This window comes from Actinoplanes sp. NPDC021490 (genome assembly GCF_055562135.1).
Map to the genome: position 1 here is coordinate 204206 of NZ_JBVHFW010000009.1, position 23106 is coordinate 227311.

General features: G+C 70.8%; 24 protein-coding genes. 10 read left to right on the forward strand and 14 right to left on the reverse strand.

Annotated elements, in window-relative coordinates; translation table 11 throughout:
* Positions 1-81 precede the first annotated feature (81 nt).
* Positions 82-534: a hypothetical protein gene (locus ACZ3I4_RS24190; RefSeq protein WP_465384268.1), complete on the forward strand. Its 453-nt coding sequence runs from the start codon at positions 82-84 to the stop codon at positions 532-534.
* Positions 535-537: 3 nt separating this feature from the next.
* Here ACZ3I4_RS24190 and ACZ3I4_RS24195 read toward each other — a convergent pair whose 3' ends face one another.
* The 3 genes from ACZ3I4_RS24195 to ACZ3I4_RS24205 form a co-directional block, all read right to left on the reverse strand.
* Positions 538-3690, reverse strand: a complete 3153-nt coding sequence (locus tag ACZ3I4_RS24195) for an NACHT domain-containing protein (protein WP_465384269.1) — start codon at positions 3688-3690, stop codon at positions 538-540.
* 109 nt (positions 3691-3799) lie between these two features.
* A complete protein-coding gene (locus ACZ3I4_RS24200; RefSeq protein WP_465384270.1) occupies positions 3800-4318 on the reverse strand; it encodes a flavin reductase family protein in 519 nt (172 codons plus the stop codon).
* Between the two features lie 74 nt (positions 4319-4392).
* Positions 4393-5526, reverse strand: a complete 1134-nt coding sequence (locus ACZ3I4_RS24205; RefSeq protein ID WP_465384271.1) for a glutamate--cysteine ligase — start codon at positions 5524-5526, stop codon at positions 4393-4395.
* Positions 5527-5613: 87 nt separating this feature from the next.
* On the opposite strand from ACZ3I4_RS24205, the gene ACZ3I4_RS24210 reads away from it, so the two are divergent.
* Both ACZ3I4_RS24210 and ACZ3I4_RS24215 read left to right on the forward strand, forming a co-directional pair.
* A complete protein-coding gene (locus ACZ3I4_RS24210; protein WP_465384272.1) occupies positions 5614-6435 on the forward strand; it encodes a hypothetical protein in 822 nt (273 codons plus the stop codon).
* A 145-nt stretch (positions 6436-6580) separates the two neighbouring features.
* Positions 6581-7027: a DUF3592 domain-containing protein gene (locus tag ACZ3I4_RS24215; RefSeq protein ID WP_465384273.1), complete on the forward strand. Its 447-nt coding sequence runs from the start codon at positions 6581-6583 to the stop codon at positions 7025-7027.
* Between the two features lie 39 nt (positions 7028-7066).
* Here ACZ3I4_RS24215 and ACZ3I4_RS24220 read toward each other — a convergent pair whose 3' ends face one another.
* Positions 7067-7738, reverse strand: coding sequence for an alpha/beta fold hydrolase (locus ACZ3I4_RS24220; RefSeq protein WP_465384274.1), 672 nt, complete (start codon positions 7736-7738; stop codon positions 7067-7069).
* Between the two features lie 49 nt (positions 7739-7787).
* Here ACZ3I4_RS24220 and ACZ3I4_RS24225 point away from each other — a divergent pair, with 49 nt between their 5' ends.
* Positions 7788-8483, forward strand: a complete 696-nt coding sequence (locus ACZ3I4_RS24225; protein ID WP_465384275.1) for a helix-turn-helix transcriptional regulator — start codon at positions 7788-7790, stop codon at positions 8481-8483.
* A 12-nt stretch (positions 8484-8495) separates the two neighbouring features.
* Here the strand turns inward: ACZ3I4_RS24225 and ACZ3I4_RS24230 are convergent, their stop codons facing one another.
* Together ACZ3I4_RS24230 and ACZ3I4_RS24235 are read right to left on the reverse strand one after the other, a co-directional pair.
* Entirely contained in the window at positions 8496-9164 is a 669-nt protein-coding gene (locus ACZ3I4_RS24230) for a response regulator (RefSeq protein WP_465384276.1), read from the reverse strand.
* Complete coding sequence (locus ACZ3I4_RS24235; protein ID WP_465384277.1) at positions 9161-10705, reverse strand: sensor histidine kinase; 1545 nt, start codon at positions 10703-10705, stop codon at positions 9161-9163. The genes ACZ3I4_RS24230 and ACZ3I4_RS24235 overlap by 4 nt, the downstream gene beginning before the upstream one ends.
* A gap of 67 nt (positions 10706-10772) precedes the next feature.
* Between ACZ3I4_RS24235 and ACZ3I4_RS24240 the strand changes: the two genes are divergently transcribed.
* On the forward strand, positions 10773-11717 hold the full coding sequence (locus ACZ3I4_RS24240) for a Bug family tripartite tricarboxylate transporter substrate binding protein (RefSeq protein WP_465384278.1): 945 nt from the start codon (positions 10773-10775) through the stop codon (positions 11715-11717).
* Positions 11718-11719: 2 nt separating this feature from the next.
* On the opposite strand, the gene ACZ3I4_RS24245 is transcribed toward ACZ3I4_RS24240, so the two are convergent.
* Genes ACZ3I4_RS24245 through ACZ3I4_RS24255 form a run of 3 tightly spaced genes read right to left on the reverse strand, consistent with a single transcriptional unit; the run spans position 11720 to position 14787 of the window.
* The gene (locus ACZ3I4_RS24245; RefSeq protein WP_465384279.1) at positions 11720-13267 is read right to left on the reverse strand and encodes a tripartite tricarboxylate transporter permease; all 1548 of its coding nucleotides are present in this window, start codon (positions 13265-13267) and stop codon (positions 11720-11722) included.
* Positions 13264-13764: a tripartite tricarboxylate transporter TctB family protein gene (locus tag ACZ3I4_RS24250; RefSeq protein ID WP_465384280.1), complete on the reverse strand. Its 501-nt coding sequence runs from the start codon at positions 13762-13764 to the stop codon at positions 13264-13266. The genes ACZ3I4_RS24245 and ACZ3I4_RS24250 overlap by 4 nt, the downstream gene beginning before the upstream one ends.
* Complete coding sequence (locus ACZ3I4_RS24255) at positions 13765-14787, reverse strand: Bug family tripartite tricarboxylate transporter substrate binding protein (RefSeq protein WP_465384281.1); 1023 nt, start codon at positions 14785-14787, stop codon at positions 13765-13767.
* Between the two features lie 151 nt (positions 14788-14938).
* Between ACZ3I4_RS24255 and ACZ3I4_RS24260 the strand changes: the two genes are divergently transcribed.
* Positions 14939-15325 carry a BlaI/MecI/CopY family transcriptional regulator gene (locus ACZ3I4_RS24260; protein WP_465384282.1) on the forward strand — a complete coding sequence of 129 codons (387 nt, stop codon included), beginning with the start codon at positions 14939-14941 and terminating at the stop codon, positions 15323-15325.
* Here ACZ3I4_RS24260 and ACZ3I4_RS24265 read toward each other — a convergent pair.
* Together ACZ3I4_RS24265 and ACZ3I4_RS24270 are read right to left on the reverse strand one after the other, a co-directional pair.
* On the reverse strand, positions 15314-16039 hold the full coding sequence (locus tag ACZ3I4_RS24265) for a DedA family protein (protein ID WP_465384283.1): 726 nt from the start codon (positions 16037-16039) through the stop codon (positions 15314-15316). The genes ACZ3I4_RS24260 and ACZ3I4_RS24265 overlap by 12 nt on opposite strands.
* A gap of 245 nt (positions 16040-16284) precedes the next feature.
* A complete protein-coding gene (locus ACZ3I4_RS24270) occupies positions 16285-16860 on the reverse strand; it encodes a TetR/AcrR family transcriptional regulator (RefSeq protein WP_465384284.1) in 576 nt (191 codons plus the stop codon).
* 182 nt (positions 16861-17042) lie between these two features.
* Between ACZ3I4_RS24270 and ACZ3I4_RS24275 the strand changes: the two genes are divergently transcribed.
* Entirely contained in the window at positions 17043-19229 is a 2187-nt protein-coding gene (locus tag ACZ3I4_RS24275) for an MMPL family transporter (protein WP_465384285.1), read from the forward strand.
* A 24-nt stretch (positions 19230-19253) separates the two neighbouring features.
* Here ACZ3I4_RS24275 and ACZ3I4_RS24280 read toward each other — a convergent pair whose 3' ends face one another.
* Together ACZ3I4_RS24280 and ACZ3I4_RS24285 are read right to left on the reverse strand one after the other, a co-directional pair.
* On the reverse strand, positions 19254-19697 hold the full coding sequence (locus ACZ3I4_RS24280; RefSeq protein ID WP_465384286.1) for a hypothetical protein: 444 nt from the start codon (positions 19695-19697) through the stop codon (positions 19254-19256).
* Entirely contained in the window at positions 19694-20554 is an 861-nt protein-coding gene (locus ACZ3I4_RS24285; protein ID WP_465384287.1) for an ATP-grasp domain-containing protein, read from the reverse strand. Before ACZ3I4_RS24285 ends, ACZ3I4_RS24280 begins: the two co-directional genes overlap by 4 nt.
* A gap of 106 nt (positions 20555-20660) precedes the next feature.
* Between ACZ3I4_RS24285 and ACZ3I4_RS24290 the strand changes: the two genes are divergently transcribed.
* From ACZ3I4_RS24290 to ACZ3I4_RS24300, 3 genes are read left to right on the forward strand one after another with little or no spacing between them, the layout of a single operon-like run.
* Entirely contained in the window at positions 20661-21098 is a 438-nt protein-coding gene (locus tag ACZ3I4_RS24290) for a hypothetical protein (protein ID WP_465384288.1), read from the forward strand.
* A gap of 28 nt (positions 21099-21126) precedes the next feature.
* Entirely contained in the window at positions 21127-21675 is a 549-nt protein-coding gene (locus ACZ3I4_RS24295; protein ID WP_465384289.1) for a hypothetical protein, read from the forward strand.
* Positions 21665-22531, forward strand: coding sequence for a hypothetical protein (locus tag ACZ3I4_RS24300; protein WP_465384290.1), 867 nt, complete (start codon positions 21665-21667; stop codon positions 22529-22531). Before ACZ3I4_RS24295 ends, ACZ3I4_RS24300 begins: the two co-directional genes overlap by 11 nt.
* 18 nt (positions 22532-22549) lie before the next feature.
* Here the strand turns inward: ACZ3I4_RS24300 and ACZ3I4_RS24305 are convergent, their stop codons facing one another.
* Complete coding sequence (locus ACZ3I4_RS24305) at positions 22550-23071, reverse strand: hypothetical protein (protein WP_465384291.1); 522 nt, start codon at positions 23069-23071, stop codon at positions 22550-22552.
* Positions 23072-23106: the final 35 nt, after the last annotated feature.

The window sequence follows — 23106 nt, forward strand, 5'->3', positions numbered from 1 at the left end:
TGAAGCCCGGACGACGGAGACGTGGTGACTGACACAGACGTCCGGCCCCACGGCTTGACCGAATGGCGGAGAATGGCCGACATGATTGCGCGGCGGATCGTCACCGTCCTGGCCACCCTCATGGCCGTCCCCGGTCTCGGCGCGTGCGCCGCCCCGGCCACCGAGGCCCGGCGCAGCGAGCCCGCCCCGGCCACCGCGGCCGCGGTCCGGGCCGCCGCCGCCCGCCAGGTCCGCCCGGTCGTCCGCACGGACACCGCCGTGCGCAATGTGCCCGCGGCCTTTCCGCTGCCACCCGGAAGCCGCGTGACCGATCTGGCCGACCGCGAGTCCGGCGCCTCGTTCACGCTGACCTCGCCCGACCCCGAGGCCGTGCTGTCCTTCTATCGCCGCCAGCTGCCGCAGGGCCCCTTCACGATCGTCGCCGACCAGGCCACCGGCGGCACGACCAGCCTGTCCTTCCGCGACGCCGACGGCTGGGCCGGCGCCATCTTCGCCACCGCCCGCCGCGTGACGGTCGCCGTCAAACGCGCCTGAGCCTCAGCGGAGACTCGCCGCCTGTAACAACATGTCGACCAGCAACATGGTCTCCGGCCGCAGCTCTTCGACCAAAGCCGCGTTCCCGGCCTGCCGGACGACGGCGTCGTAGAGCTCACGCCAGGCCGGACCCTGAAGGGAAACCGTGCGCATCATGAGCGGCATGGCGTTCGCCCCGCGATAGTGGTGCGGGTCCATCAGCCCGGGCACAAGGTCCAAGAGTTCCGGTCGGCGGCAGACAACAATCGCCAATGCGTAGGGATCGTTGGGCGCCCGCTCTCCCACCCGCAACGTGAGCTGAACGAATGCCGCAAGAGGCTCGATCGGCGCCCGGCCGGCCTGCGCGCGCAGGAGGAGGGCGGCGGAATCCGCGAAGGCAGCAAGGGTCCGGACCGGCGTACGTTCCGGAGGTTGACGGACGACCCATTCTCGCTGCTCGCCGAGCGTCGCGGGGATCATCCAGCTCTGCATCGACGTGAACCAGTCCCTATCGTCGTGCAGGCCCTCCGCGCCGTCGATGATCGACGCACCCATCCGGAGGCGCGCCGCGGGCCTCCGGTCACCAATCATGCGCAGATAGTCGTACTCGGGAATCTTGCCGTCCAGGCTCAGCGAACTGCCGTTCCCCGCCAGACGCACCCCGGCCGCCGACCAGTCGAGCTCCAGAACCCCCAGCATGGCGAGCCAGGAGTCCTTGTCGAGACCCGATCGCCACAGCGTCACCATCGCGGCCCACTGCGACTTCGAGGCGCCCGGCAGGATCGAGCTCAGTGGCACAAGGCCGCCAGACGCCTCGAAGGCCGCCCGGAGCAGCACCAGGTTGGCCGAATAGGCGGCCATCGAGCGCAGGTGGTCGACCGGCAGCGGGGCGTAGGCCGCGTAGCGGCCACGGCCCGAGCGGGCACGGTAACCAGCGATGAGACCGTCCAGAACGTGGAGGATGCCGCGCTGGTCGTCCGCGGACAGGGTGCGGAAGATTTCCGCGGCGAACTGGAAGTACGGCCGTTGGACGGCCAGTGCCTGGTGGCTGAACAGCGCGAAGAAGAGATCGTCGTCCGGTTCGGCCAGCATCTCCCGCAGCACATCGACCATCTTCCGGGCGACCAGATACTCGGCGAAGGTGGCGTGCAGGAACTCGTACGACCGGACCGTGGCCTTCGGACGGTCGTCCCAGCTCAGCGTCGCCTCGGACACATGGACGAAGAAGAACTCGGCGAGCAGCCGCTGCCCGGCCCGCCGGACGTCCGCAGTCGCCACGCCACCGAGTACGGCGAGATCCGTTCCGAGCTCGGCCTCGGAGACGTACTGCCTGCCCCGATTGAACATCGCCAAGGCGGCCAGACCGAGCCGGTCGATCGATGCGGCCGCCGCGCCGTCCTGTTCGTCCGTGCCGTGACTTCCGGAGAGCAGCCGCGCGACCTCGCGACCGGCGAAGGCGCGGAACAGCCGGGCATAGAGGGTCGTGATAGGCAGATGCCGGTCCAGGCCCGGCGACGCCGGGTCGGCGACATAGAGGGCGAGCATCATCAGCAGGAGTGGCTGCTGGGTCAGATGCGGTTGGGCCGCCGCCATGGCCACGGTCATGGGCCGGAAGTTGTCCGACTCGGCCGACCCTTCGTTCGCGGAGTTCCACTTCGACAGCCACTCTTCGATCTGTCGCGAGTCGAAGGGCTCGAGCTTGATCAGAGTGGTCCCGACCGGGATGTCGAGACGGTCCGCGACCACCGTTCGCGACGTGATCACGACCGCAACCGGCCGATCCTGTTCTGCCTCGATCTTCTGGAACCGGCTCACCTCCCGCAGATATCCACTACGGTCCAGTTCCGATGCTTGGAGCAACTCGTCCAATCCGTCCAGCAGGACGATGCGCATGCGATGCGAGGTCTCGTCGGCCAACTCGGACCATCTGACGCGCCCGTTGGTGGCTGCATGCAGGCCCTCCTCGATCTGGTCGAGAATGGGGGCTCGCGCATCGACCGCGCGCAGCGGCACACGGACCGTAACAAAATCAGCCGAAGGCGGATGGGCGGCCAGAATCTTGGTCAGCATCGACTTGCCCGCGCCGGGATGCCCCAGCAAGAGCAACGGACCGTCGGTCGACCCTTCGGAAAGCAGATGAGCGGCCAGCCTGATCGGAAGATCGCTTTCGGCGGGGAACGACGTCCACCATTGGTCGTCGGCCGGCCGGGCCTTGCTGGTGTACTTGACCACGCGGTAGTCCGGGGAGACGAACTGCCCCTCCACCGTGGGGAAACAGACGGTGGGAGCGGATCGCTCGAGGCCCGGGGACACGACGGGGTCGAACAGCCGTCCACGGTTCGCTCTCTCGACGGCGAGAACCGAATCCCCGCTGACCGAAGTGGAGATGCGTCGGAGCAGCGTCTCGATGCGCTCGAACGAGGTCTGGTTCACCGCCCCTGAGGTCGTGGCGATGCGAGCCATCTCGGCCCGCGTGGCGGCGTGCTCGCCAAGGCTCGCCCAGATCAGAAACTCCGGGACTGCGGCAGCCAGCTCCAGAAAGCGGGACCGGTAGCGTTCGACGGCAGCCTGCGCGGCCGGCTCGAGGGACCGGCGCACCGGCGCCCAGGCACTCAGGCCCTCGAAGAAGTCCAGGGTCCGGGCGGACAACCGGTCGATCCACTCGGCGACCTGCGCAACATTTTCCTCGAAACCACACGACGCGGACGGTGTGGGCACTTCCGCGCGGTAGAGGCGTACGGCCAGATCGTCGGCGGTGGACCTGGTCACGAGCCAGGCGCGGTCCTCCGCGGTCAGAGTAAGGCCGGACATGACCTCCTTGCCCAGGTACTCCTCGAGTGCCTCGAAATACGCGGCCACCACGATGATCGTGTGAGCCGCCACGATGAGCTCACGACGCTCCAGTCCCGCCGTCTTCGCGATCTTGTCCGGTAGACCGGAATCGATCTTGCGCAGGATGCCGATCGCTTCGTTCTTCTGATCCACCCAACCCCAGATCAGAGTGAGCAGAGCCGCCGGCGCGAGCGCCACACCCCCGATGGCCGCCAGACCCGCGCCCGCACCGGCGGCGAGAATCGCGCCGCCCAGCAGGACGTCAAGCTTGTCGATGATCGGCCGATCGATCTTGCCCAGAATTGCCAGGGCCCCTCGGAAGGTCATCGGTGACTCGCGCCGCACAGACATTCCTCCGGTGGACGACAGACGGCAAGCATAGAGAGAAGTCGTGCCGGATGACCTCACCCGGACGGCTCACTCCGGGAGCCGTGTTTCCTGCCGTCCGAGCGGCCTAACCGTCCACGCGGGCGTGCAGCCCGAAGGCGCTCCGGTGGAAGACCAGCGGCAGCGAGTGGTCGGCGTGCTGCACGGCGTGCAGCTGCAGCAGGACGATCGTGTGGTCGCCCGCCTCGACCTCGCGATAGATGGTGGTGTCGAACTGGGCCAGACCGTCCGGCAGGGTCACCGCGCCGTCCGGGCTGAGCTGCACCTCGACGCCGTCGAAGCGGGTGGCGACCGGGCCCGCGAGCTGCCGGGCCAGCCCGCCGTGCCGGTCGGCCAGGATCGTGATGCCCAGGTGCGACGCGCGGCGCAGGTCGGGCCAGGTCTTGGAGGTGTTGGCGATCGAGAACGACACCAGCGGCGGGTCGAGGCTGACCGAGGTGAAGGAGCTGGCGGCCAGGCCGGCCAGCACGCCGTCGACCTGGGCGGCCACCGCGACCACGCCGCTGGGAAAGATGCCGAAGGCCTTGCGCAGGCGGATCGGATCCAGGTCCTGGTTGGTGGCCAGCGGCAGAGCATGTTCGGTCATGAAGCCCTCCCCAGGCTTGTCCTACCCACAAACCCTATAGCCGAACTAGGAATAGCACAACCAATCGAAGACTCTCAGAGCGGCCGTCCCTCGCGCAGCTCGCGGACCAGGGACGACACCACCGCCTTGAGGCTGCCGTCGTTGGCCGCGGCCACCCGCAGTTGCCGCTGGTAGCTCGCGCCGCCCGCGATGATGTCGCGGATCTTCTCGATCTCGGTCGCGCAACCCAGCGACTCGGCGATCGGCGCCAGGGCCGGCAGCAGCTGTTCGAGATCCTTGGTCACGAGCTGTTCGTCACCGGCCGCGTTCTGGATGATGATCGCTTCCATGCCGTAGCGGGCCGCCCGCCACTTGTTCTCGCGGACGAACCAGGGCTGCATGGCCGGCACGCCGCGGCCGGCGTCGAGTTCGCGGGAGAAGTGCTCGACCAGGCACTGGGTCAGGGCGGCGATGGCGCTGATCTCCCCGGCGGTGGAGATGCCGTCGAACGTCCGCACCTCGATCGTGCCCCACCGGGGCGACGGCCGGATGTCCCAGCGCAACTCGTTGAGCTGCTCGATGACGCCGGTGTGCAGCAGGTCGGCGGCCATCGCCTCGTACTGCGACCACTCGGTGAACTGCGGCGGCAACCCGGCCGTCGGCAGCTGCTGGAACATCAGGGCCCGGTTGGACGCGTACCCGGTGTTCTCCCCGGCCCAGAACGGGCTCGACGCGCTCAGCGCCTGGAAGTGCGGCAGATAGGTGAGCAACCCGTCGATGATCGGCAGCACCTTGCGGCGGTCCTCCACCGCGACGTGCACGTGCACTCCCCAGATCATCATCTGCCGGCCCCACCACCGGGTGCGGTCGATCAGCGTGTCGTAGCGCGGGCGGCCCGGCGTCACCTGCTGCTGGAACCACTGGCTGAACGGGTGCGTGCCCGACGAGACGAGATCAATACCCATCGGTTCCGCGTACGCGGACACCCGCTCGACCAGCCGGGTCAGGTCGTCCACGGCGTGGCGCACCCGGTGGTGCGGCGCGCTGACGATCTCGATCGTGTTGGTCAGCAACTCCCCGGTCACGTGCGGAAAGCCCTCGGGGGCGCCCAGCCGCCCCAGCAGTTCGGGCGCCGCGGGGGCCAGTTCGCCGCTGCGCCGGTCGACACAGGCGATCTCCCACTCGATCCCTAGACGCGATCTCTCCGATGGGGCGAAGTCGATTCCCATCGCCTCACTCTACGAACTGAGCCGGCCGGTCCGTCCGATGCCCGACGCAGCGTCACGATGCACCCCCGTACGGGGAACAATGACGGCATGTCAGGCGACTCGGACGCGGCGGGTCCATCCGGCCTCAGCCCGACCCTGCAGGTCTTTCTCACCAACGTGGCGGTCGTGTTCGGCGTCGTCGGCGGCCTTGTCTACAGCCTGGTCGCGCTCGGGTACGACGCGTTCTACCGGGCGTTCGGCATCTCCCCCGGCGACGTCGGCATCGACCAGCGCCGGATCATCGCGCACGCTGCGGTCGCCCTGGCGCTGTTCCTGTCCGTGCTGGCCGCCGTGTTCGCGTTGATCAATGCGGCCCTGTCGTGGTTTCTCCCGCGCACCACGCCGGTGATCACGCTGTGGATCAGCGTCGCCGTCGTGGCGGCCGTGGGCCCGATTCTGCTTGGCCTGACCAGGGCGCCGATCCTGCTGAGCAGACCCTTTATCCCCACGACCCTCGCCGTGACCGCGGGGGTCGTGGTAACCGCCTGCGTCACGAGCCTGCTGCACCGCCACGCCGGCACCCCGGCCCGCCGGCGCGCGATCGTGTTGTTGTGGATCGCGATGCTGGCGTTCTCGTACAACGCGGTCGTGCAGTTCGCCAACCTGCGGATGGCGCGGCTGGCCGGACAGGTCATCGCCGGCAATCCCATCCCGGCCACCGCGCGCACCCTCACCTTCGACGTGCACGCCGACCCGGTATGCATCCGGGACGACAAGAATGCGGTCTTCTATGCGCTCTATCTCGGCGAGAAAGGCGATTGGGCCGCCTACTACCTGCCGGGCACGTCGCGTACGGTTCGCCGCTCCAAGGACGGCCTGGAACTGACCTTCATACCGACCGGGATCTCCCCGGCGGGACGATGCAAATGAGCCGGAGCCGAGCGTGGCCGGCCCGGTGACCTCCACCGCGGCTCGGGCTGATCAGCCGATCCAGCGGTAGCGTCGCTCCGGGCGGCCGCGGAGCCGTAGCGCAGCGGCCGGGTCACGGTGGAACGGTTCCCCTACTGTTCCGCGCATGGGATCGATGGGCTTCGAGTACGCCGTGATCGCTTTCGTGGTCGGCGTCCCGGCGATCGCCGGGCTGCTCGCGATCGTGCTGGGCCTGCGCCGGCGGCAGCGGGTCCAGCGGCTGAGCCGGGACGGGCAGCGGATCACCGCGGTCGTCGAGGACAACCAGCGGGTGGCGCAGAGCGAGGGCCGCGACACGTTCCGGCCCGTGGTGCGCTTCCACACCCGGGAGGGCAGCGAGATCCGTACGGCCCTCGACGGCTCCTCCAGCTACGAGTCCTACCTGACCGACGTGCCGATGGAGATCGTCTACGACCCGGCCGACCCGAAGCACGCCATGGCCGTCGGCCACAGCGGCAACGGCGGCCTCCTGGGAGTCGTCGTGGGCCTGGTGTTCCTGGCCTTCTCGGCCGGCGCCTACTTCTTCGTGACCACAACCGGCTTCCTGGAGTAGCCGAGCGGGCCGGACACACCCGTACGCTCTCGGCGTGCTTTAGGCGTCGAGGAACTGGGTGATCGCGTGCGACAGGGCCTTCGGGTCCTCGAGCATGGGCAGATGGCCGGTGCCGAGGTGCTGCCGGTCGCCGCCGAGGTGGTGGGCCGACCGGCGTTGCACGGCGAGGGGCAGCTCGCGGTCGCGGTCGGTGAAGACGTAGCCGCGGGGGCCGCGGAACGGATGAAGGCCGGTCCGGCCGTGGTAGAGGCCGGGCGACTCGGGGACGAAGCCGGCGATGAGCCGATCGGTGACCTCGGGGCCGAGGCCGTACGCGAGACCGCGTCGCAACGCCGCGTCGGGAGGCCGGGTTCCGGCCAGCCGCATCACCGCGCGCAGCACCCAGCGGTTCGGGGCCGGCATCGCGGACAGGAACGACCGGCCGGGTGCGGGGATCACGGCCGACACGGCCAGGAACGCGCTGACGCGGCCGGGGGCAAGCCGGGCGGCCTCGGCGCCGATGACACCGCCGGCCGAGTGCGCGACGATCGCGAACCGGCCACTGGGCGCGGAGGCGAGGGCGGCCTCCGCGTAGTCGCTCAACCCTGCCCCGGCCAGGTGAGCCGGGCGGGCCGCGACCCGCGAGCCGTCCAGGTCTTGCCGGACGTCGTCCCAGATCCAGGCTGGAAGGCCGGCACCGCTGAGGAACAGGATCGCTTGGTGGGTGCTCATGGTGACACCGTCTCGGACGGCAATGTCACCAGCATGTCACTATTTACCGATGAACCGCACCGACCGGCTGTACGCGCTGAGGGAAGAGCTGCGCCGGGCCGGGCCGGCGGGGCGCACCGCCGAGCGCCTGGCCGAGATCTTCGAGGTCAGCACCCGGACCATCAAGCGCGACATCTCGGCCCTGCAGCACGGCGGCTTCCCGGTGTGGGCGCGGCCCGGGCCGGGCGGGGGCTACGTCGTCGACAAGGCGGCCACGCTGCCGCCGGTCAACTTCACCGACGCCGAGATCTCGGGGCTGGCCGCCGCCGTGGCCGCCCACCGGGGGCAGCCCTTCGACGACTATGCGCGCGCGGCGCTCGTCAAGGCCCTGAGCGTGATGGACGCGCCGGCCCGCAAACGCGCCACCGGGGTGAACGACCGGGTCTGGATCGACCACACCGATCCACCGGCCGGCACCCGGATCCGCCGCACCGTCGAGCGATCGTTGCAGGAGCAATGCGTCCTCGTGGTGGACTACCGCGACGGGCGCGGCCGGGCGACCGTCCGGCACGTCGACCCGGTGGTCCTCGCCCGTACGGCCGGGCAGTGGTTTCTGGTGGGACACTGCCGCAGCCGCGAGTCGATCCGGTGGTTCCGCCTCGACCGCATGAGCTCGGCCCGCCTGACCACCGAGCCGTCCGCCACCATCCCGGTCGGGGACATCGGCCCGCCGCCGCCGACCGCCAGGGCCGTCGCCGACTTCTGATGTCCGAGCTGATCAGCCGATCCAGCGGTAGCGCCGCTGCGGGCGGCCCGCGGAGCCGTAGCGCAGGCGGACCTCGGCCTTTCCGGCCGCGACGAAGTGTTCCAGGTAGCGGCGCGTGCTGACCCGGGAGAGGCCGATGCGTTCGGCGCACTCAGCCGCGGACAGGTCGCCCTCGGTGGCCCGCATGGCGTCGGCGATCAGCACCGACGTGTCGGCGGTCAGGCCCTTGGGCAGCGGCGCGGCCGTGGTGCGCAGGGCCACGAACAGGTCGTCGACGTCGGCCTGGTCCACGGCGGTCGTGTCGGCCAGCCGCCCGTACGCGGCCGCGTAGCGTTCCAGCCGGTCGCGCAGCACGTCGAAGGTGAACGGTTTCAGCAGGTAGTGCACGACCCCGCCGTGCAGGGCGGTCCGGACGGTCTGCACGTCGCGGGCCGCGGTCACCGCCAGCACGTCGGGGCCGTCGCCGCCCGCGCGCAGCCGTTTGAGCACCTCGAGCCCGCTCAGGTCGGGCAGATAGATGTCGAGCAGCACCAGATCCGGCCGTAGGGAAGCCACCTGGGTCAGCGCCTCGGCGCCGGTGTGGACGGCGCCGACCGTGGTGTAACCGGCGACCCGGTCGACGTAGCCGCGGTGGATGCGGGCCACCATGAAGTCGTCGTCGACCACCAGCACCCGGATCACGAGAGCCCCAGCCGGGCCGTGAAAGTCGACCCCGACACCCGTACGCTCCCGCCGCGGCGCCCGCAGATCAGCCGGATCATGGCGAGGCCGAGCCCGTGGTGGCCCTGCTTCTCGTCCTTGGTGCTGTAGCCCTGCTGGAAGACCCGTTCGGCCAGCTCGGGGGCGACGCCGGGCCCGCTGTCGGTCACCGTGACCACCACCTCGCCGCCGTCCTCGCGTACGGTCACCGCGATGGCGCCGCCGGGTTCCAGCGCGTCGAAGGCGTTGTCGACCAGGTTGCCGACCACCGTGACCAGGTCGGCCGAGAGCCGGTCGCCGACCGGGGGCAGGTCGGTGCCCTCGCCGATCGACAGCGTCACGCCCTGCTCGCCGGCCAGGCTGGCCTTGGCGATCAGCAGCGCGGCCAGGGCGGTGTCCCGGATGACCTCGGTCACCTCGCGGTCGAGGCTCTCGTGCAGCTCGCTGGTGCTGGTGATGTAGCGGACCACCTCGTCGTGCTCGCCCAGCTCGACCAGCCCGGCGATGGTGTGCAGCCGGTTCACGAACTCGTGGGCCTGCGCCCGCAGCGTGTCGGTGGTGTGCCGGCTGACGTCGAGTTCGCGCCGCAGCGCGGTCAGCTCGGTGCGGTCGCGCAGCGTGGTCACCGAGCCGACCGTGCGGTCGCGCATGACCACCGGCTGCCGGTTGAGCACGACCACCCGGTCGTCGCTGAGCACCACCTGGTCGACGCCCTCGGACCGCCCGGTCAGCACGTCGAGCAGGGCCGGTTCCAGCCGCTGGTCCTCGAGCGAACGGCCGACCAGGTCGGACGGCATGCCGAGCAGCCGGATCGCCTCGTCGTTGGCCAGCGTCACGCGGTGCGCCGGGTCGGTGCCGATCACGCCCTCCTTGATGCCGTGCAGCATCGCCTCGCGGTGCTCGACCAGCCCGGCGATCTCGCGCGGTTCCAGGCCGAGGGTCTGGCGTTTGACCCGGCGGGCCAGCAGCAGCGAACCTCCAACGCCCAGGGCGATGCCCAGCACCAGGTACGTCAGCAGGTTGGTGACCGCCGTGCCGAACTGCTCGGCCGCCGTCGGATAGGTGCGCCCGACAATGATCAGCCCGATGAACGCGCCGGTGCGCTCGTCGAGCACCGGCACGTGCGCGGCCAGCGACCGGCCGCCGTCGGTGATCACGCCGACCCACGACCGTCCGGTCAGGCCGGTGCTGTCACCCATCGGTGCGGGCCGGCCGGCGTCGGGTCCGGTCACGACGATTCCGGCGGCGTCGGCCACCACCACGTACGAGGCTCCGGAGACGGCCCGGGCGCTCTCGGCCACCGTCTCCAGCGCCTCGCGGCCGAGCGGGTTGTCCAGCCCCAGCCGTACGGTCCGGTTGATCGCGGTGTTCTCGCCGACCGACCGCAGCCGCTCCCCCTCGACGCGCCGGAACGAGGCGTCGGCCTCGGCGATCGACACCGCGGCGACCGCGCCCACGACCAGCAGGACGATCGCGAGTTGCAGGAGCAGCAGCTGACCGGCGAACGACAATCGATGCCGCACGGGGTCCTCCTTTGTGGGATCGTCCACAGCGAAGTGTTTCCAGAGCGTAAACGCAAGGGGGCCGGGCATGCGGCGGCGAACCGTGCTGGGGGCGGCGCTGGCCGGCGCCCTCGGTGGCTGCGCGCGATCCGGCGGGAACCTGCGCCTGATGGTCCCCAATCCGCCGGGCAGCGGCTACGACATCACGGCCCGGGTGCTGGCCCGCGCGCTCGAGTCGTCGGGGGTGGAGCGCGGCGTCGAGGTGTTCAACCTGCCCGGCGCGAGCGGCGTGGTCGGGCTGCGCCGCCTGGACTACGAGCACGGCAACGGCCACCTGGTGATGCTGATGGGCCTCGGCCTGGTCGGGGCCGAGCTCGCCTCCGGCCGCCCGCCCGTGCTGGCCGCGACCACGCCGGTGTGCCGCCTGCTGCAGGAGCCGGCGATCGTCGTGGTGACCCGCGATTCCCCGTACGGGTCCCTGGACGAACTGGTCGAGGCCTGGCGCGCCGATCCGGGCCTGCGGGTGGGCGGCGGCTCGGCGGTGGGCGGCCCCGACCATCTCGCCGCCATGCTGTTCGCCGAGGCGGCCGGTCTGTCCCCGGCCCGCGTGGCCTACACCCGGCACGACGGCGGCGGCGACCTGCTCGCCGCGATCCTCAGCCGCGAGGTGGCGTTCGCGATGTCGGGCCTGAGCGAGTACACCGACCAGATCGAGTCGGGTCAGCTGCGGGCGCTGGCGGTGACCAGCGAGCGTACGGTCGGCCGGGTGGCGGTGCCGACCGTACGCTCGGCCGGCTTCGACGTCGTCGTCGGCAACTGGCGTGGGCTGGTCGCCCCGCCCGGGCTGCCGGCGTCCGCCGCCGAAGGGATCCGGTCGATGTTCGCCGAGGTGGAGGCCTCGGCGGACTGGGCCGCGGCCCGCGACCGGTTCGGGTGGACGGGGGCGTACCTGTCCGGTGACGACTTCCGCCGGTTCATCGAGGACGAGAGCCGGCGGGTGGCCCGGGTCCTCAACCGGCTGGGCGTCACCTGAGCTCAATCCTCCTCCGCGAAGGTCAGCCGTTTGCTGTCGGCGGGCCGCCCGCGCAGCCGCGCGACGATCCGCGGCAGGTAGGGAACGAGCACCGCCACCACGACCAGCGCGAGCAGGATGGCGGTGAGCGGGCGGGCGACGAAGACGGACAGGTCGCCGTTGGAGACCAGCAGCGCCCGGCGGAACTGCAACTCCATCATCGGTCCGAGGATCAGGCCCAGGATCACCGGCGCGATCGGGAAGTCGAAGTGGCGCATGCCGAAGCCGATCACCCCGATCCCGTACGCGATGAAGACCTGGTTGACGCTGCCGGTCGAGGCGTAGACGCCGAGGGTGGCGAAGACCAGGATGCCCGCGTACAGGATGGGCCGGGGAATCTGCAGGACCTTGACCCAGAGCCGGATCAGCGGCAGGTTCAGCGCGAGCAGCAGCACGTTGCCGACGTAGAGCGAGGCGATCAGCGCCCAGACCAGCTCGGGCGACCGTTCGAACAGCTGCGGGCCGGGCTGCAGGTTGAAGATCTGGAACGCGGCCAGCATCACCGCGGCCGTCGCCGAGGTCGGGATGCCGAGGGTCAGCAGGGGCACCAGCACGCCGGAGAACGCCGCGTTGTTGGCCGCCTCGGGTCCGGCGACCCCCTCGATCGCGCCCTGGCCGAACTGTTCGCGGTTCTTCGAGCGGCGTTTCTCGTACGTGTAGGAAAGGAACGTGGGAACGTCGGCGCCCCCGGACGGCAGCGCCCCGAACGGGAAGCCGACCGCCGTGCCGCGCAGCCACGGCCCCCACGACCGCCGCCAGTCCTCGCGGGTCAGCCAGCCCCGGCCGCTCGAACCGGGTTCCAGCGGGGTCACGTGCTCGGGCAGGCTGCCCATCCGGCTGGCCACGAACAGCGTCTCGCCGATCGCGAACAGCCCGACGATCACGACCACGACGTCGATGCCCTCGAGCAGCTCCATCGTGCCGAAGGTGAACCGCGCCTGCCCGGTGAGCCCGTCGATGCCGACCAGACCGAGGAACAAACCGAAGATCAGGGACAGCAGGCCCCGTACGAGGGAACGCCCGACCAACGCCGTGACGGCCACCATGGCCAGCAACGCCAGCGCGAAGTAGTCGGCGGCCCGGAACGTTGTCGCCAGCTTGGCCACCGGCTGCGCGAACACGCTGAGCAGCAGGGTCGAGATCGTGCCGGCCACGAAGGACCCGATCGCCGCCGTGGCCAGCGCCGCCTTGGCCCGGCCCCGGCGGGCCATCTGATAGCCCTCGATGGCCGTGGCCACCGACGCCGACTCCCCCGGCGTGTTGAGCAGGATCGAGGTGGTGGATCCGCCGTACATGGCGCCGTAGTAGATGCCGGCGAACATGATGAACGTGCCGATCGGGTCGTCCAGGCTGAAGGTGACCGGCAGCAGCAGCGCGATGGTGAGGGCGGGGCCGATGCCGGGCAGCACCCCGACGAACGTGCCCAGGGTGACGCCGATCGCCGCGAACAGCAGGTATTCCGGCGTGAGGACCGTGCCGAAGCCGGAGAGCAGGTCGCCGAAGACGTTCACAGCGGAAACACCCCCGCCGGCAGGAAGATGTCGAGCAGCCGGGTGAAGGCCAGGTAGATCGCGATCGGCAGGACGATGGCGACGATGACGTCACGCAGCAGGCTGCGGCTGCCCAGGACCCGTGCCGTCACAACGGTGAACAGCGCGGCCGACACCACGAATCCGGCGTATTCCAGAGCAATGGCGAATCCGGCCAGGGCGGCCAGCACACCGAGCGGGGCGAGCCACCCGGGCCGCGGCTGCTCCTGCTCCTCCTCGTCCGGCTCCTCGGGCTTCTCCCCCCGCAGCTGCAGGACCAGATAGCAGGCGGCCGCCACCACCCAGGCCGCGGTCACCACGACCGGGGCGAGCCGCGGCCCCCGCAGCCCGAAGTCGCCTTCGGCCGTCGCCGCCGACCAGAGCAGCAGAACTCCGACCACGAGCAGGACTGCGGCGAGCACCACGCCGGTGCGGCGGCCCTGGGAAGCCTGCCGCACCGGCTCGGACCCTGCCGACATCTAGCCCAGCCCGATGTCGGTCAGGACGCTGGTGATGCGCTCGTTCTCGGCAGTGAAGTAGGCCGCCGCCGCGTCGCCACTCTTGTAGAAGTCCTCCCAGCCCTGCGCCTTCATCGCGGCCGTCCAGCCGGGTGAGCCGTGCAGCTTGTCGACGAAGGCGGTAACCGCGGCCTTGTCGGCGTCGCTGATGCCGGGCGGCGCCACGATCCCGCGCCAGTTCATCAGCTCGACGTCGAGGCCCTGCTCCTTGATGGTCGGCGCCGGTTGGCCCGCGCCGACGTCGACCCCGGTGGCCCCCGAGACGGCCAGCGCCCGCACCTTGCCCGCCGACACCAGATCCTTGAACTCGCTCTGCCCCGACACCGCCGCGGTCAGGTCCCCGGCCAGCAGCGCCGCCTTGGCCTCGCCGCCGCCGGAGTAGGCGACGTACTTCATCGCCTTGGGGTCGGCCCCGGCCGCCTTGGCCAGCAGGCCGACCAGGATCTGATCGGTGCCGCCGGCCGAGCCGCCACCCCAGTTGATCGAGGCCGGCTTGGCCTTGGCGTCGTCCATGAGCTGCTTGAGCGTCGTGTACTTGGACCCGGCCGGGACGACCACGACTTCCTGCTCGGCGGTCAGCGTGGCGATCGGGGTGATCTGGTCGAGCTTGACCGGCGACTTGTTGGCGACCACGCCGCCCACCATGACCAGGCCCATCACCATCAGGTGGTGCGCGTCGCCGCGGTTCTTCGACACGAGCTGGGCCAGCCCGATCGTGCCGGCCGCGCCGGTGACGTTGTAGACCTCGACCGGCTTGTCGAGCAGCTTGTCGTCGGTCATCGTCTTCTGCATGGTGCGGGCGGTCAGATCCCAGCCCCCGCCGGGCGCGGCCGGCACCATCAGCTGCAGCGTCTTGGTCGGATACTCGTTCGCGCCGCTCGCGGTGCCACCGCCCGCGGTGTCCTTCTGACAGCCGGCGGCGCTCGCGGTGACCAGAACGGCGACCGCGGTCGCGGCGAGGATTCGGCTCTGTCTGGTCCGCACGGGCGGCCCCCTCAGCATCGGCACGGCAGGTGTTGCGCCGATGCTGCCGCCGCTAGTGGCCTGCGTCACTCTTGCGGTCGCGATGGTCGTTCTGGCCTTTTTGGTCCCGGGCCGGCCGCCGTGTCTATCCTGGCGCGGGAGGTCGGCGACGGTGACGACGAAGGACGGACGGCGGGCGCCCGGCAGTCTCGAGGCCGCGGTCATGGGGGTGCTCCGGGCCGCCGACGGGCCGAGGAGCGCAACCGAGGTGCAGGCGGCGCTCGGCGGCGATCTGGCCTACAACACGGTGCAGACGATCCTGATCCGGCTGCACGCGAAGGGAACCGCGCGGCGGCGGCGCGCCGGTCGCGGGCACGCGTACTGGCCGGCCGAGGACGCCGCCACCGCCGCCGCGACGCAGATGCGGGCCGCGCTGTCCGGGCAGCCGGATCGCCACACGGTCCTGCGGCATTTCACCGCGGCCCTCGACGAGTCGGACGCCGAGACGCTGCGCGAACTGCTGGCCGGCATCGAGGCGCGGCGGCCGTCAGGACCGTGAGCGTCCCGGTCCGGGCTCCGGGCGTGCGGCGCCGGCCTCCGGGCGTGCGGCGTCGGCCTCCGGGCGTGCGGCGTCGGCCTCCGGGCGTGCGGCGCGGGCGCGACGACGGGCGCGCAGCAGTTCGATGCCGATCGGAACGACCGAGACGGCAACGATCCCGATGAGGATGAACTCGATGTTGGACTTCACGAACGCAATCTGGCCCAGGAAATAGCCGAGGATCGTCACGCCGCAGGCCCACAGGGAGCCGCCGGCCACGTTGTAGACGAGGAACGTGCGGTACCGCATGTGGCTCGCCCCGGCGATGATCGGGGTGAACGCGCGCACGATGGGCACGAAACGGGCGAGCACGATCGACCGGGCGCCGTACCGGGCGAAGAACTCCCGGGCCCGGGTCAGGTTCTCCTGCTTGAACAGCCGCGAGTCGGGCCGCCGGAACAGCGCGGGCCCGAACCGGCGGCCGAAGACGTAGCCGAACTGGTCGCCGGCCACCGCGGCGATCGAGACCAGCAGGCACAGTAGCCAGAGCGGCTGATGCAGATAGGTGCCGCCGGCGACCAGCAGCCCGGCCGTGAACAGCAGTGAGTCCCCGGGCAGGAAGAAGCCGACGAGCAGGCCGGACTCGGCGAACACGAGGACCAGGATGCCGATCAGCCCGAACGTCGAGATCAGCCGTTCCGGTTCGAGAAACGAGGGGCCGAGCGCCGATGCCATTTCTCGAACCTACAGTCTGTAGGTGCTGACCCGGCGGTGGGTGCGGATGGCTATCCAGTTCGGCCGCATTGCTGCCACCGGCCGGGCCTTACCTCCACCATGCTGTTTGCCCAGCTCAGGGGCAAGGTCGTTGATCGAAGAACAGGCTTGTAGTTCGACGTTTCGTGCCCTCGATCACCCGATCGTCCGAACCTGCCGAGCATCGTGGTGAGTCCTGTTCCGGCCGCCGGTGACTTTCCGCCGGGTCAGCGGAGGCAGCGCGGGGCGCGGAGGCCGAGGATGCGCCGCCCGGCTCCGAGCAGGTGATCACGCAGCAGGTCGTCGTCGAGTTCGAGCGCTCGCATGCCCCTCCCGCAGGCGATCCCGGAGACGGTGAGATCGGCCTTGATCCAGCCGCCGGGGCCGGGATCGACGTCGGCGAGCAGCTTGAGCAGACGCTCGCCCAGGTCGTTCCAGTCGGCGTGCGAGCGCAGGATCTCGATCGCCCCGGGATCGCCGGCCAGCACGGGGACCAGGACGCGGTTGCGGATCACGACGTCGATGAAGCCGGCGAGCATGCGCTCCGCGCGGGTCCGCCGGGTCCGTGGCGTCTCGGCCGCCACGATGGCCGCCCGCAACTCCCCGGCCAGCGGCTCGACCACCGCGGTGAGCAGTTCTTCGCGGGTGTGGAAATGGTGGTGCACGGCCGACTTCGTGACCCCCACCTCGTCGGCGATCATCTGCAGCGACGTGCCGGCGAAGCTGTGCCGCGCGAAGAGGCGGATCGCGGCGTCGACGAACCGCTGCCGGCTATCGGCCGACCGGACTGCTGTCACAACCATGCGCACTCCTGACTGATCCCTGTCTGGGAGCAGCTTAGCTGGCCGATCGTGCAGTCAACTACCGCACGTCCGTCAAGACACGACTGCACGATCGTGCAGTACTGTGCTTTACGATCGTGCAGCAACTTACTGCACGATCGGCCAGTTCTTCGCAACACAGGATTCTCCGGAGGAGACCCGAAATGGCATCGTTTCTGTACCGGCTCGGCAGGTTGGCGTTCCGCCGGCGATGGCCGGTCGTCGGGTTGTGGCTGGCAATCCTCGCGGCCACGGTGACCGGCGCCGCGACACTGTCCGGTTCGACGTCTGACGAGTTCCGGATTCCCGGCACGCCCTCCCAGCAGGTGATCGACCTGCTGGAAGAACGGTTCCCGCAGGCCTCCGCCGACGGCGCCACCGCCCGGGTGGTGTTCGCCGCGCCGGCCGGGCAGCAGCTCACCAGCCCGGCCACGAAGGCGGCCGTCGAGAAGGTCATCGCCGAATTGCGGCAGGCACCGCAGGTCGCCTCGGTGAACGACCCGTTCCGGTCCGGCGCCGTGAACCAGGCCGGGACTGTCGGCTTCGCCCAGGCGACCTACCGCGTGGCCGCCCCGGAGCTGACCGACGGCGACCGCGACGCGCTCCTCGGCATCGCCGAGCGGGCCCGGGCCAAGGGCCTGAACGTCGAGGTCGGCGGAGACGTGCTGCAGCCGCAGGCCGAGCAGGGCCTGGGCGAGGTGATCGGTGTCGCGGTGGCCGCCGTGGTTCTGGTGATCACGTTCGGTTCGCTGGTGGCCGCCGGCCTGCCGCTGCTGACCGCGCTGTTCGGCATCGGTATCGGCATCAGCCTGATCACCGCCGCTACCGGTTTCATCGACCTGTCCTCGACCACGCCGATCCTCGCTCTGATGCTCGGCCTCGCCGTCTCGATCGACTACGCCCTGTTCATCGTCTCCCGCTACCGGTACGAACTCGCTGACGGCCACGAACCCGAGGAATCTGCCGGCCGGGCGGTCGGCACCGCCGGCTCAGCGGTCGTGTTCGCCGGGCTGACCGTCGTGATCGCGCTGGCCGCGCTCTCCGTGGTCGGCGTGCCGTCCCTGACCCAGATGGGCCTGGCCGCCGCGTTCACCGTGGCCATCGCCGTGGTCATCGCGCTGACCCTGCTGCCCGCCATGCTCGGCTTCGCCGGACGCCGGATCCTCGGCAAACGCGCCCGCACCGAGCGCACCCGCGACACCTTCGGCACCCGCTGGGCCCGCGCGATCGCCCGCCGGCCGGTCGCCGCACTGCTGATCGCCGTGGCCGCCCTCGGCATCGTCGCGATCCCGGCCCTGGACCTGCGACTGGGCATGCCGGACGACGGAAACGCCGCAACCGGCACCACCCAGCGCAAGGCCTACGATCTGCTGGCCACCGGCTTCGGCGCCGGTTTCAACGGCCCACTCACCGTCGTGGTCGACACCCCGGCCGGCGCCGCGAAGAGCACCGCCGGACAGGTCGTACAGCAAATCACCGCCCTGCCCGGCGTCACCACGGCCGCCACCACCGCCGTCAACCCCGCCGGGGACACCGCCCTGCTCACCGTCATTCCCACCAGCGGACCCGGCGACACCGCGACCAAAGACCTCGTACAAGCCATCCGCAGCCTCGACGGCACCATCACCGGCGCGGGCATCGGCGTCGTCGGCCTGACCGCCATCAACATCGACATCTCGACCAAACTCGCCGACGCCCTCCTGCCCTACCTGGCAGTGGTCGTGGGTCTGGCGTTCCTGCTGCTCATGTTGGTCTTCCGGTCGGTGCTGGTGCCGATCAAGGCCACCCTGGGCTTCCTGCTCAGCCTCGCCGCCACCTTCGGCGCCCTGGTGGCACTCTTCCAATGGGGCTGGGGCGCCGCCCTGCTCGGGATCGAGCAGACCGGGCCGATCGTCAGCTCCCTGCCCATCGTCGTGATCGGCATCGTGTTCGGCCTGGCCATGGACTATCAGGTCTTCCTGGTAACCCGGATGCGCGAGGACCACGTACACGGCGCCGCACCCCGCGAGGCCGTGATCACCGGCTTCGGCCACGGCGCACGAGTGGTAACGGCCGCCGCGCTGATCATGATCAGCGTCTTCGCCGGATTCATCATCGCCCCCGACGCGCTCATCAAATCGATCGGCTTCGCGCTCTCCGCGGCCGTGCTCTTCGACGCGTTCGTCGTCCGGATGACCATCGTGCCGGCCGTGATGACCCTGCTCGGCCAGGCCGCCTGGTGGCTACCCTCATGGCTGGACCGGCTCCTGCCCGACGTCGACGTCGAAGGCGAGAAACTGCGCCGGCAGCTCGACGACGTGCCCCTCGAACCGGTCGTGAGCGTCCCCGGGCGGGTGCGGGCAGGAGGCTAGGCGGTCCCTGAGCTCACCGCATAGTCAGCGGCGGCGGCCGGCGGCCAGGGCGACGAGGAACTGGCCGCCGCCCGGTTCGACGCTTGCGGTGACCGGCAGGCCGGGCGCCAGCCGGGAGAACCGGTCGACCAGCCAGTCGGCCGCCTCCTGGGCGTCCTTCCGGCTCGGGCACCGGCCGACGAGTTCGCGGCCGCCCTTGCGTTCGAGCCGGTCGGCGACGGCGATCAGCGGCGCCGGCTCCACCACGTGCAGGCGGTCGGGCCAGGCGATGACCACCTTCACCGCGCCCTTGCGGGTGTTGCAGGACCGGTGCGCGAGCCGCTCGGCGAGTTTGGCCTTCTTGTCGGCGGTGCGGCTGTCCACGCTCGGGCCCCGCGGGTCGTTCACCGACATGCCGGCGTCCACCGGCTCGTCGCACACCCAGCAGCGCCAGCCGTCACGTTCCGCCACGTCCTGGAGAAGACTCATCCGGACAGGGTAGGGCGCGTCCCCGGCGAACCGGCAATCGTCGTCACGAAATCCGCGGCCGGCGTGGTGGCGGGCCGGTCGCTGACCTGCCCGTCGCCGAGCTCGATCACCCGCCACACCCCGTCCGTGCGCCGGGCCAGGTCGACGGTGACGAACGGCAGGCCCAGCCCGGCCACGGCGTCCGCCAGCCCCGGCGGCATCTCGACTGGGGGCAGCCGATCCGGGGTGTCCGGGTGGGCGGTGACCATCCGGCAGGTTCCGCCGACCCACCACGTACGGGCCTCGGCGCCGTCGAAATGCTCGAAGCGCCGCAGCACGAAGCCACCGGCGAAGTCGTCGTCGCGTAGTTCCCGCATCCGCCGGGCGACCTTCCAGGCGGCGTCGGGGTCACCGAGCTCGGGAATGAAGGCGGCCTCGTCCCAGTGGTGCTTCATCGACTTGGTGTAGTCGCGCAGCACCGCGGCCCCGGTTCCCAGCGCCGCGCACGCCTGCTCGAAGGCGTCCCGATCGTCGCCGGCCGTCCACGCCGACTCGGGGGTGAACGGCGCGAGCGCCGCGTACCAGCCCGGCAGCTCATGCCCGCGCCGATACTGATCGGCGCCGGTCCGCAACGTGATCCCCCGGCGGGTCAGCGCCTCGGCGAACCCGTCGTAAGCGGCGGCGCTGAGCATCCACCCGCGATAGACCGCCGGCTCACCGTCCGCCCGCACCCGGGCCACGGCGCGGTCGGCCTCCCCGGCCATCAGCGCGTCGTGGTCGACCAGCCCGACGGTGCGGGCGGCCGCCGCCTCGGCCGCGAAGTGCTCATCGACCCGGCGCGGCCGGAGCACATCCTGGGGAACGAGCAGAATCACCACACCCGCATCGTATCCGCGGGTGTCGTCCTAGATCTGCCACCGCGTACGGGGTCGGGTTGGCGGCAGCACCGGCGACGGCGGCCGCGAACGATCCGATGCTGAAAGCATGACTGTCTCGCCCGCCACCCGTGTCCTGGTTCTCGCGACCGCCGTGACCCTGCTCCTGGCGGGTTGCCATAAGCCACCACCTGTCGACGTTCCACCGCCCCGCGTCCACGTCCCGGCGCCGGCGCCGGTCCGCGAGGGCGGTGAGGTGGCCGGGCAGGCGGCGGAACGCGCGGCCCGGGTTCAGGAGATGCGCGAGCTGGCCGGCTCCCACACGCGCAAGACGATCGAGGTCGCCTGCTACCTCCACGACGCCTATTCGGCCCTCACGGCCGACGACGTCGAAAGCCTGATCCTGCAGGGCGGCGGCTACGCCGGCGTCCGCCCGGCCGCGGTCTACGGCCTCCTCAACGACCTCGACCAGGCCGAGTCGTCCGGCGAGGCGATCCGCGCCGAGGCTGCCTACGCGCTGTGCGAAGGGATCAAAGCCGGCTCGTGAAGGCCACCCCGATGACCAGGAGGACGGCGTGCGACGTGCATCGATACTGCTGATGGCGGCGCTGGTTCTGGCCGCGCCGACAGCCGGATGCGGCCCGGACGATCCGGCGCCGGGCACCACCGGGGCCGGGCCGGTCGTGGCGCCGCCGATGGGTGGCGACCAGCAGCCCGAGATCAAAGACACCGTACGGGTCGGCCTGACCAAGAAGCAGCGGGACCGGATCCTGGAAACCTGCTCCCAGGCCCAGGAGATCACCCCCGACGACAAATGCCACGAGGGCTTTCCCCAGGACGCTCCGCCCGCGGAATCGGTCGCCCCGGACGAGGAGACATGCGGCGATTTCGACTACTGCATGATCCTCAGTAGGTCCGCCGACGAGGTCGTGCTGGTCGACGACTCCGATTCCGAGAGCGATGTCCGTCTGCGGCTGCCCGCGCCGGATCCGGTCATCGACGAGATCACCGATGCCCAGCCGCCCGAAACCCCCTCGCCCAGCCCCACCGAGTCGCCGAAACCGGAAGTGGACGGCTCCCCCGCGACGGAGCCGGTCGAGACCCCGGCCCCCGATGCCACCTGAGGGCGAAGGCCCGGCGGTCGCCCGGATCGCCGAGCTCGGATTCCAGGTGCTGGCCCCGGTCACCGTCGTGACCGGGGCACTCTACTACTTCGGCTACGTCCGCTACCAGGAGTTCTTCGCCCACTTCGGCGTCGACCTGACCAGCGCCGGCATTACCCGTACGGGCTACGTCGTCGGCAGCGCGCGGGTCGCCTTCGGACCGTTGGCCGTCGCGCTGCTGGTCGCCCTGACCGCGCTGGCTCTTCACTACGCCTTGACGCCCTGGCTCGCGCGCGCCGGCGCCCGGGCGAAACGCCGGCTTCTCCTCGCCGTCGCCGCGGCATTCCTGTCCACGATGGCGGCCGCGATCGCCGGACTCACCGGGCTGACCAGCCTGGGCGATGCGGTCCTCCCGCCGGTCGCCCTGCTGACGGCGACGCTGCTGGCCGCCTACGTCGCCCACCTGGTCTCCCGCTTCGAGCTGCCCGCACCCTTCCGCGAGGTCTTCGACCGCACCCGTACGGTCCGGATCCTGCTGCTGACCGCGGCGCTGCTGGTGGCCGTCTTCTGGGCCGTCGCCACCTACGCCCACCAACGGGGCCGGGAGGCCGCCGAGGCGTTCGAGCTCTCGCTGCCCCTGCAGGCCCGAGCGGTCGTCTACAGTCACGAACGCCTCTTCATCACCGGCCCCGGCGTCGCGGTCGAGCAGCTGTCCGGCGCCGGCTCCAAATACGCCTACCGCTACAGCGGCCTTCGCGTCCTGGCTCACACCGCCGACCGGTGGCTGCTGGTGCCGGGCCACTGGGATCCCGGCACCTGCACTGTGACGGTCCTGCCCGACATCTCCGACGACATCCGGATCGACCTGGCGCCGTGACCACGACCGGACCGGCGGTCAGCTCGCGAAAGCCTCGCGCCGGCAGGCCTCCATCTTCGGGGAGCCGGCGTCGCCGTTCGGGCCGACCTCGGTGAGGCCGAACTGGCCGGTGGCCGGGTCGGGCGGGGTCAGCTTGTAGCCCGCGTCCTGGGCGCAGCGGTACCACTCGCGCTGGTTGTCCTTGAAGGCGGTCAGGTCCGTACGTTGCTGGTGCTGCTCGAACGATTCGGGCTGCTGGGCTTCGCAGGCCTGGAACACCGCCTTCTCCCGCGCGTCCTCGGTGTGGACGCCGCCCTTGACGACCAGCACCTCGGCGTTGCCCTTGAACTTAGCGCCGCCCTTGCGCACCAGGCAGTCCTCCCAGGGCTGGGCCATCGCCCGCCGGTCGTCGTCGCCCGCGTCCAACGGGAACACCGGCCGCTGATCGCCGGCTCCGGACGACGCGGCCGGCGCCGCCGACTGCAGGGTGGCGACTCCGGTGGTTTCTCCGGTCCGGCCGCTCGAACATCCGGCGAGGAGAACGACTAGGCCGACGACCATGGAAGCAAGCATTTTCTGTGACATGGCCGGGAGAT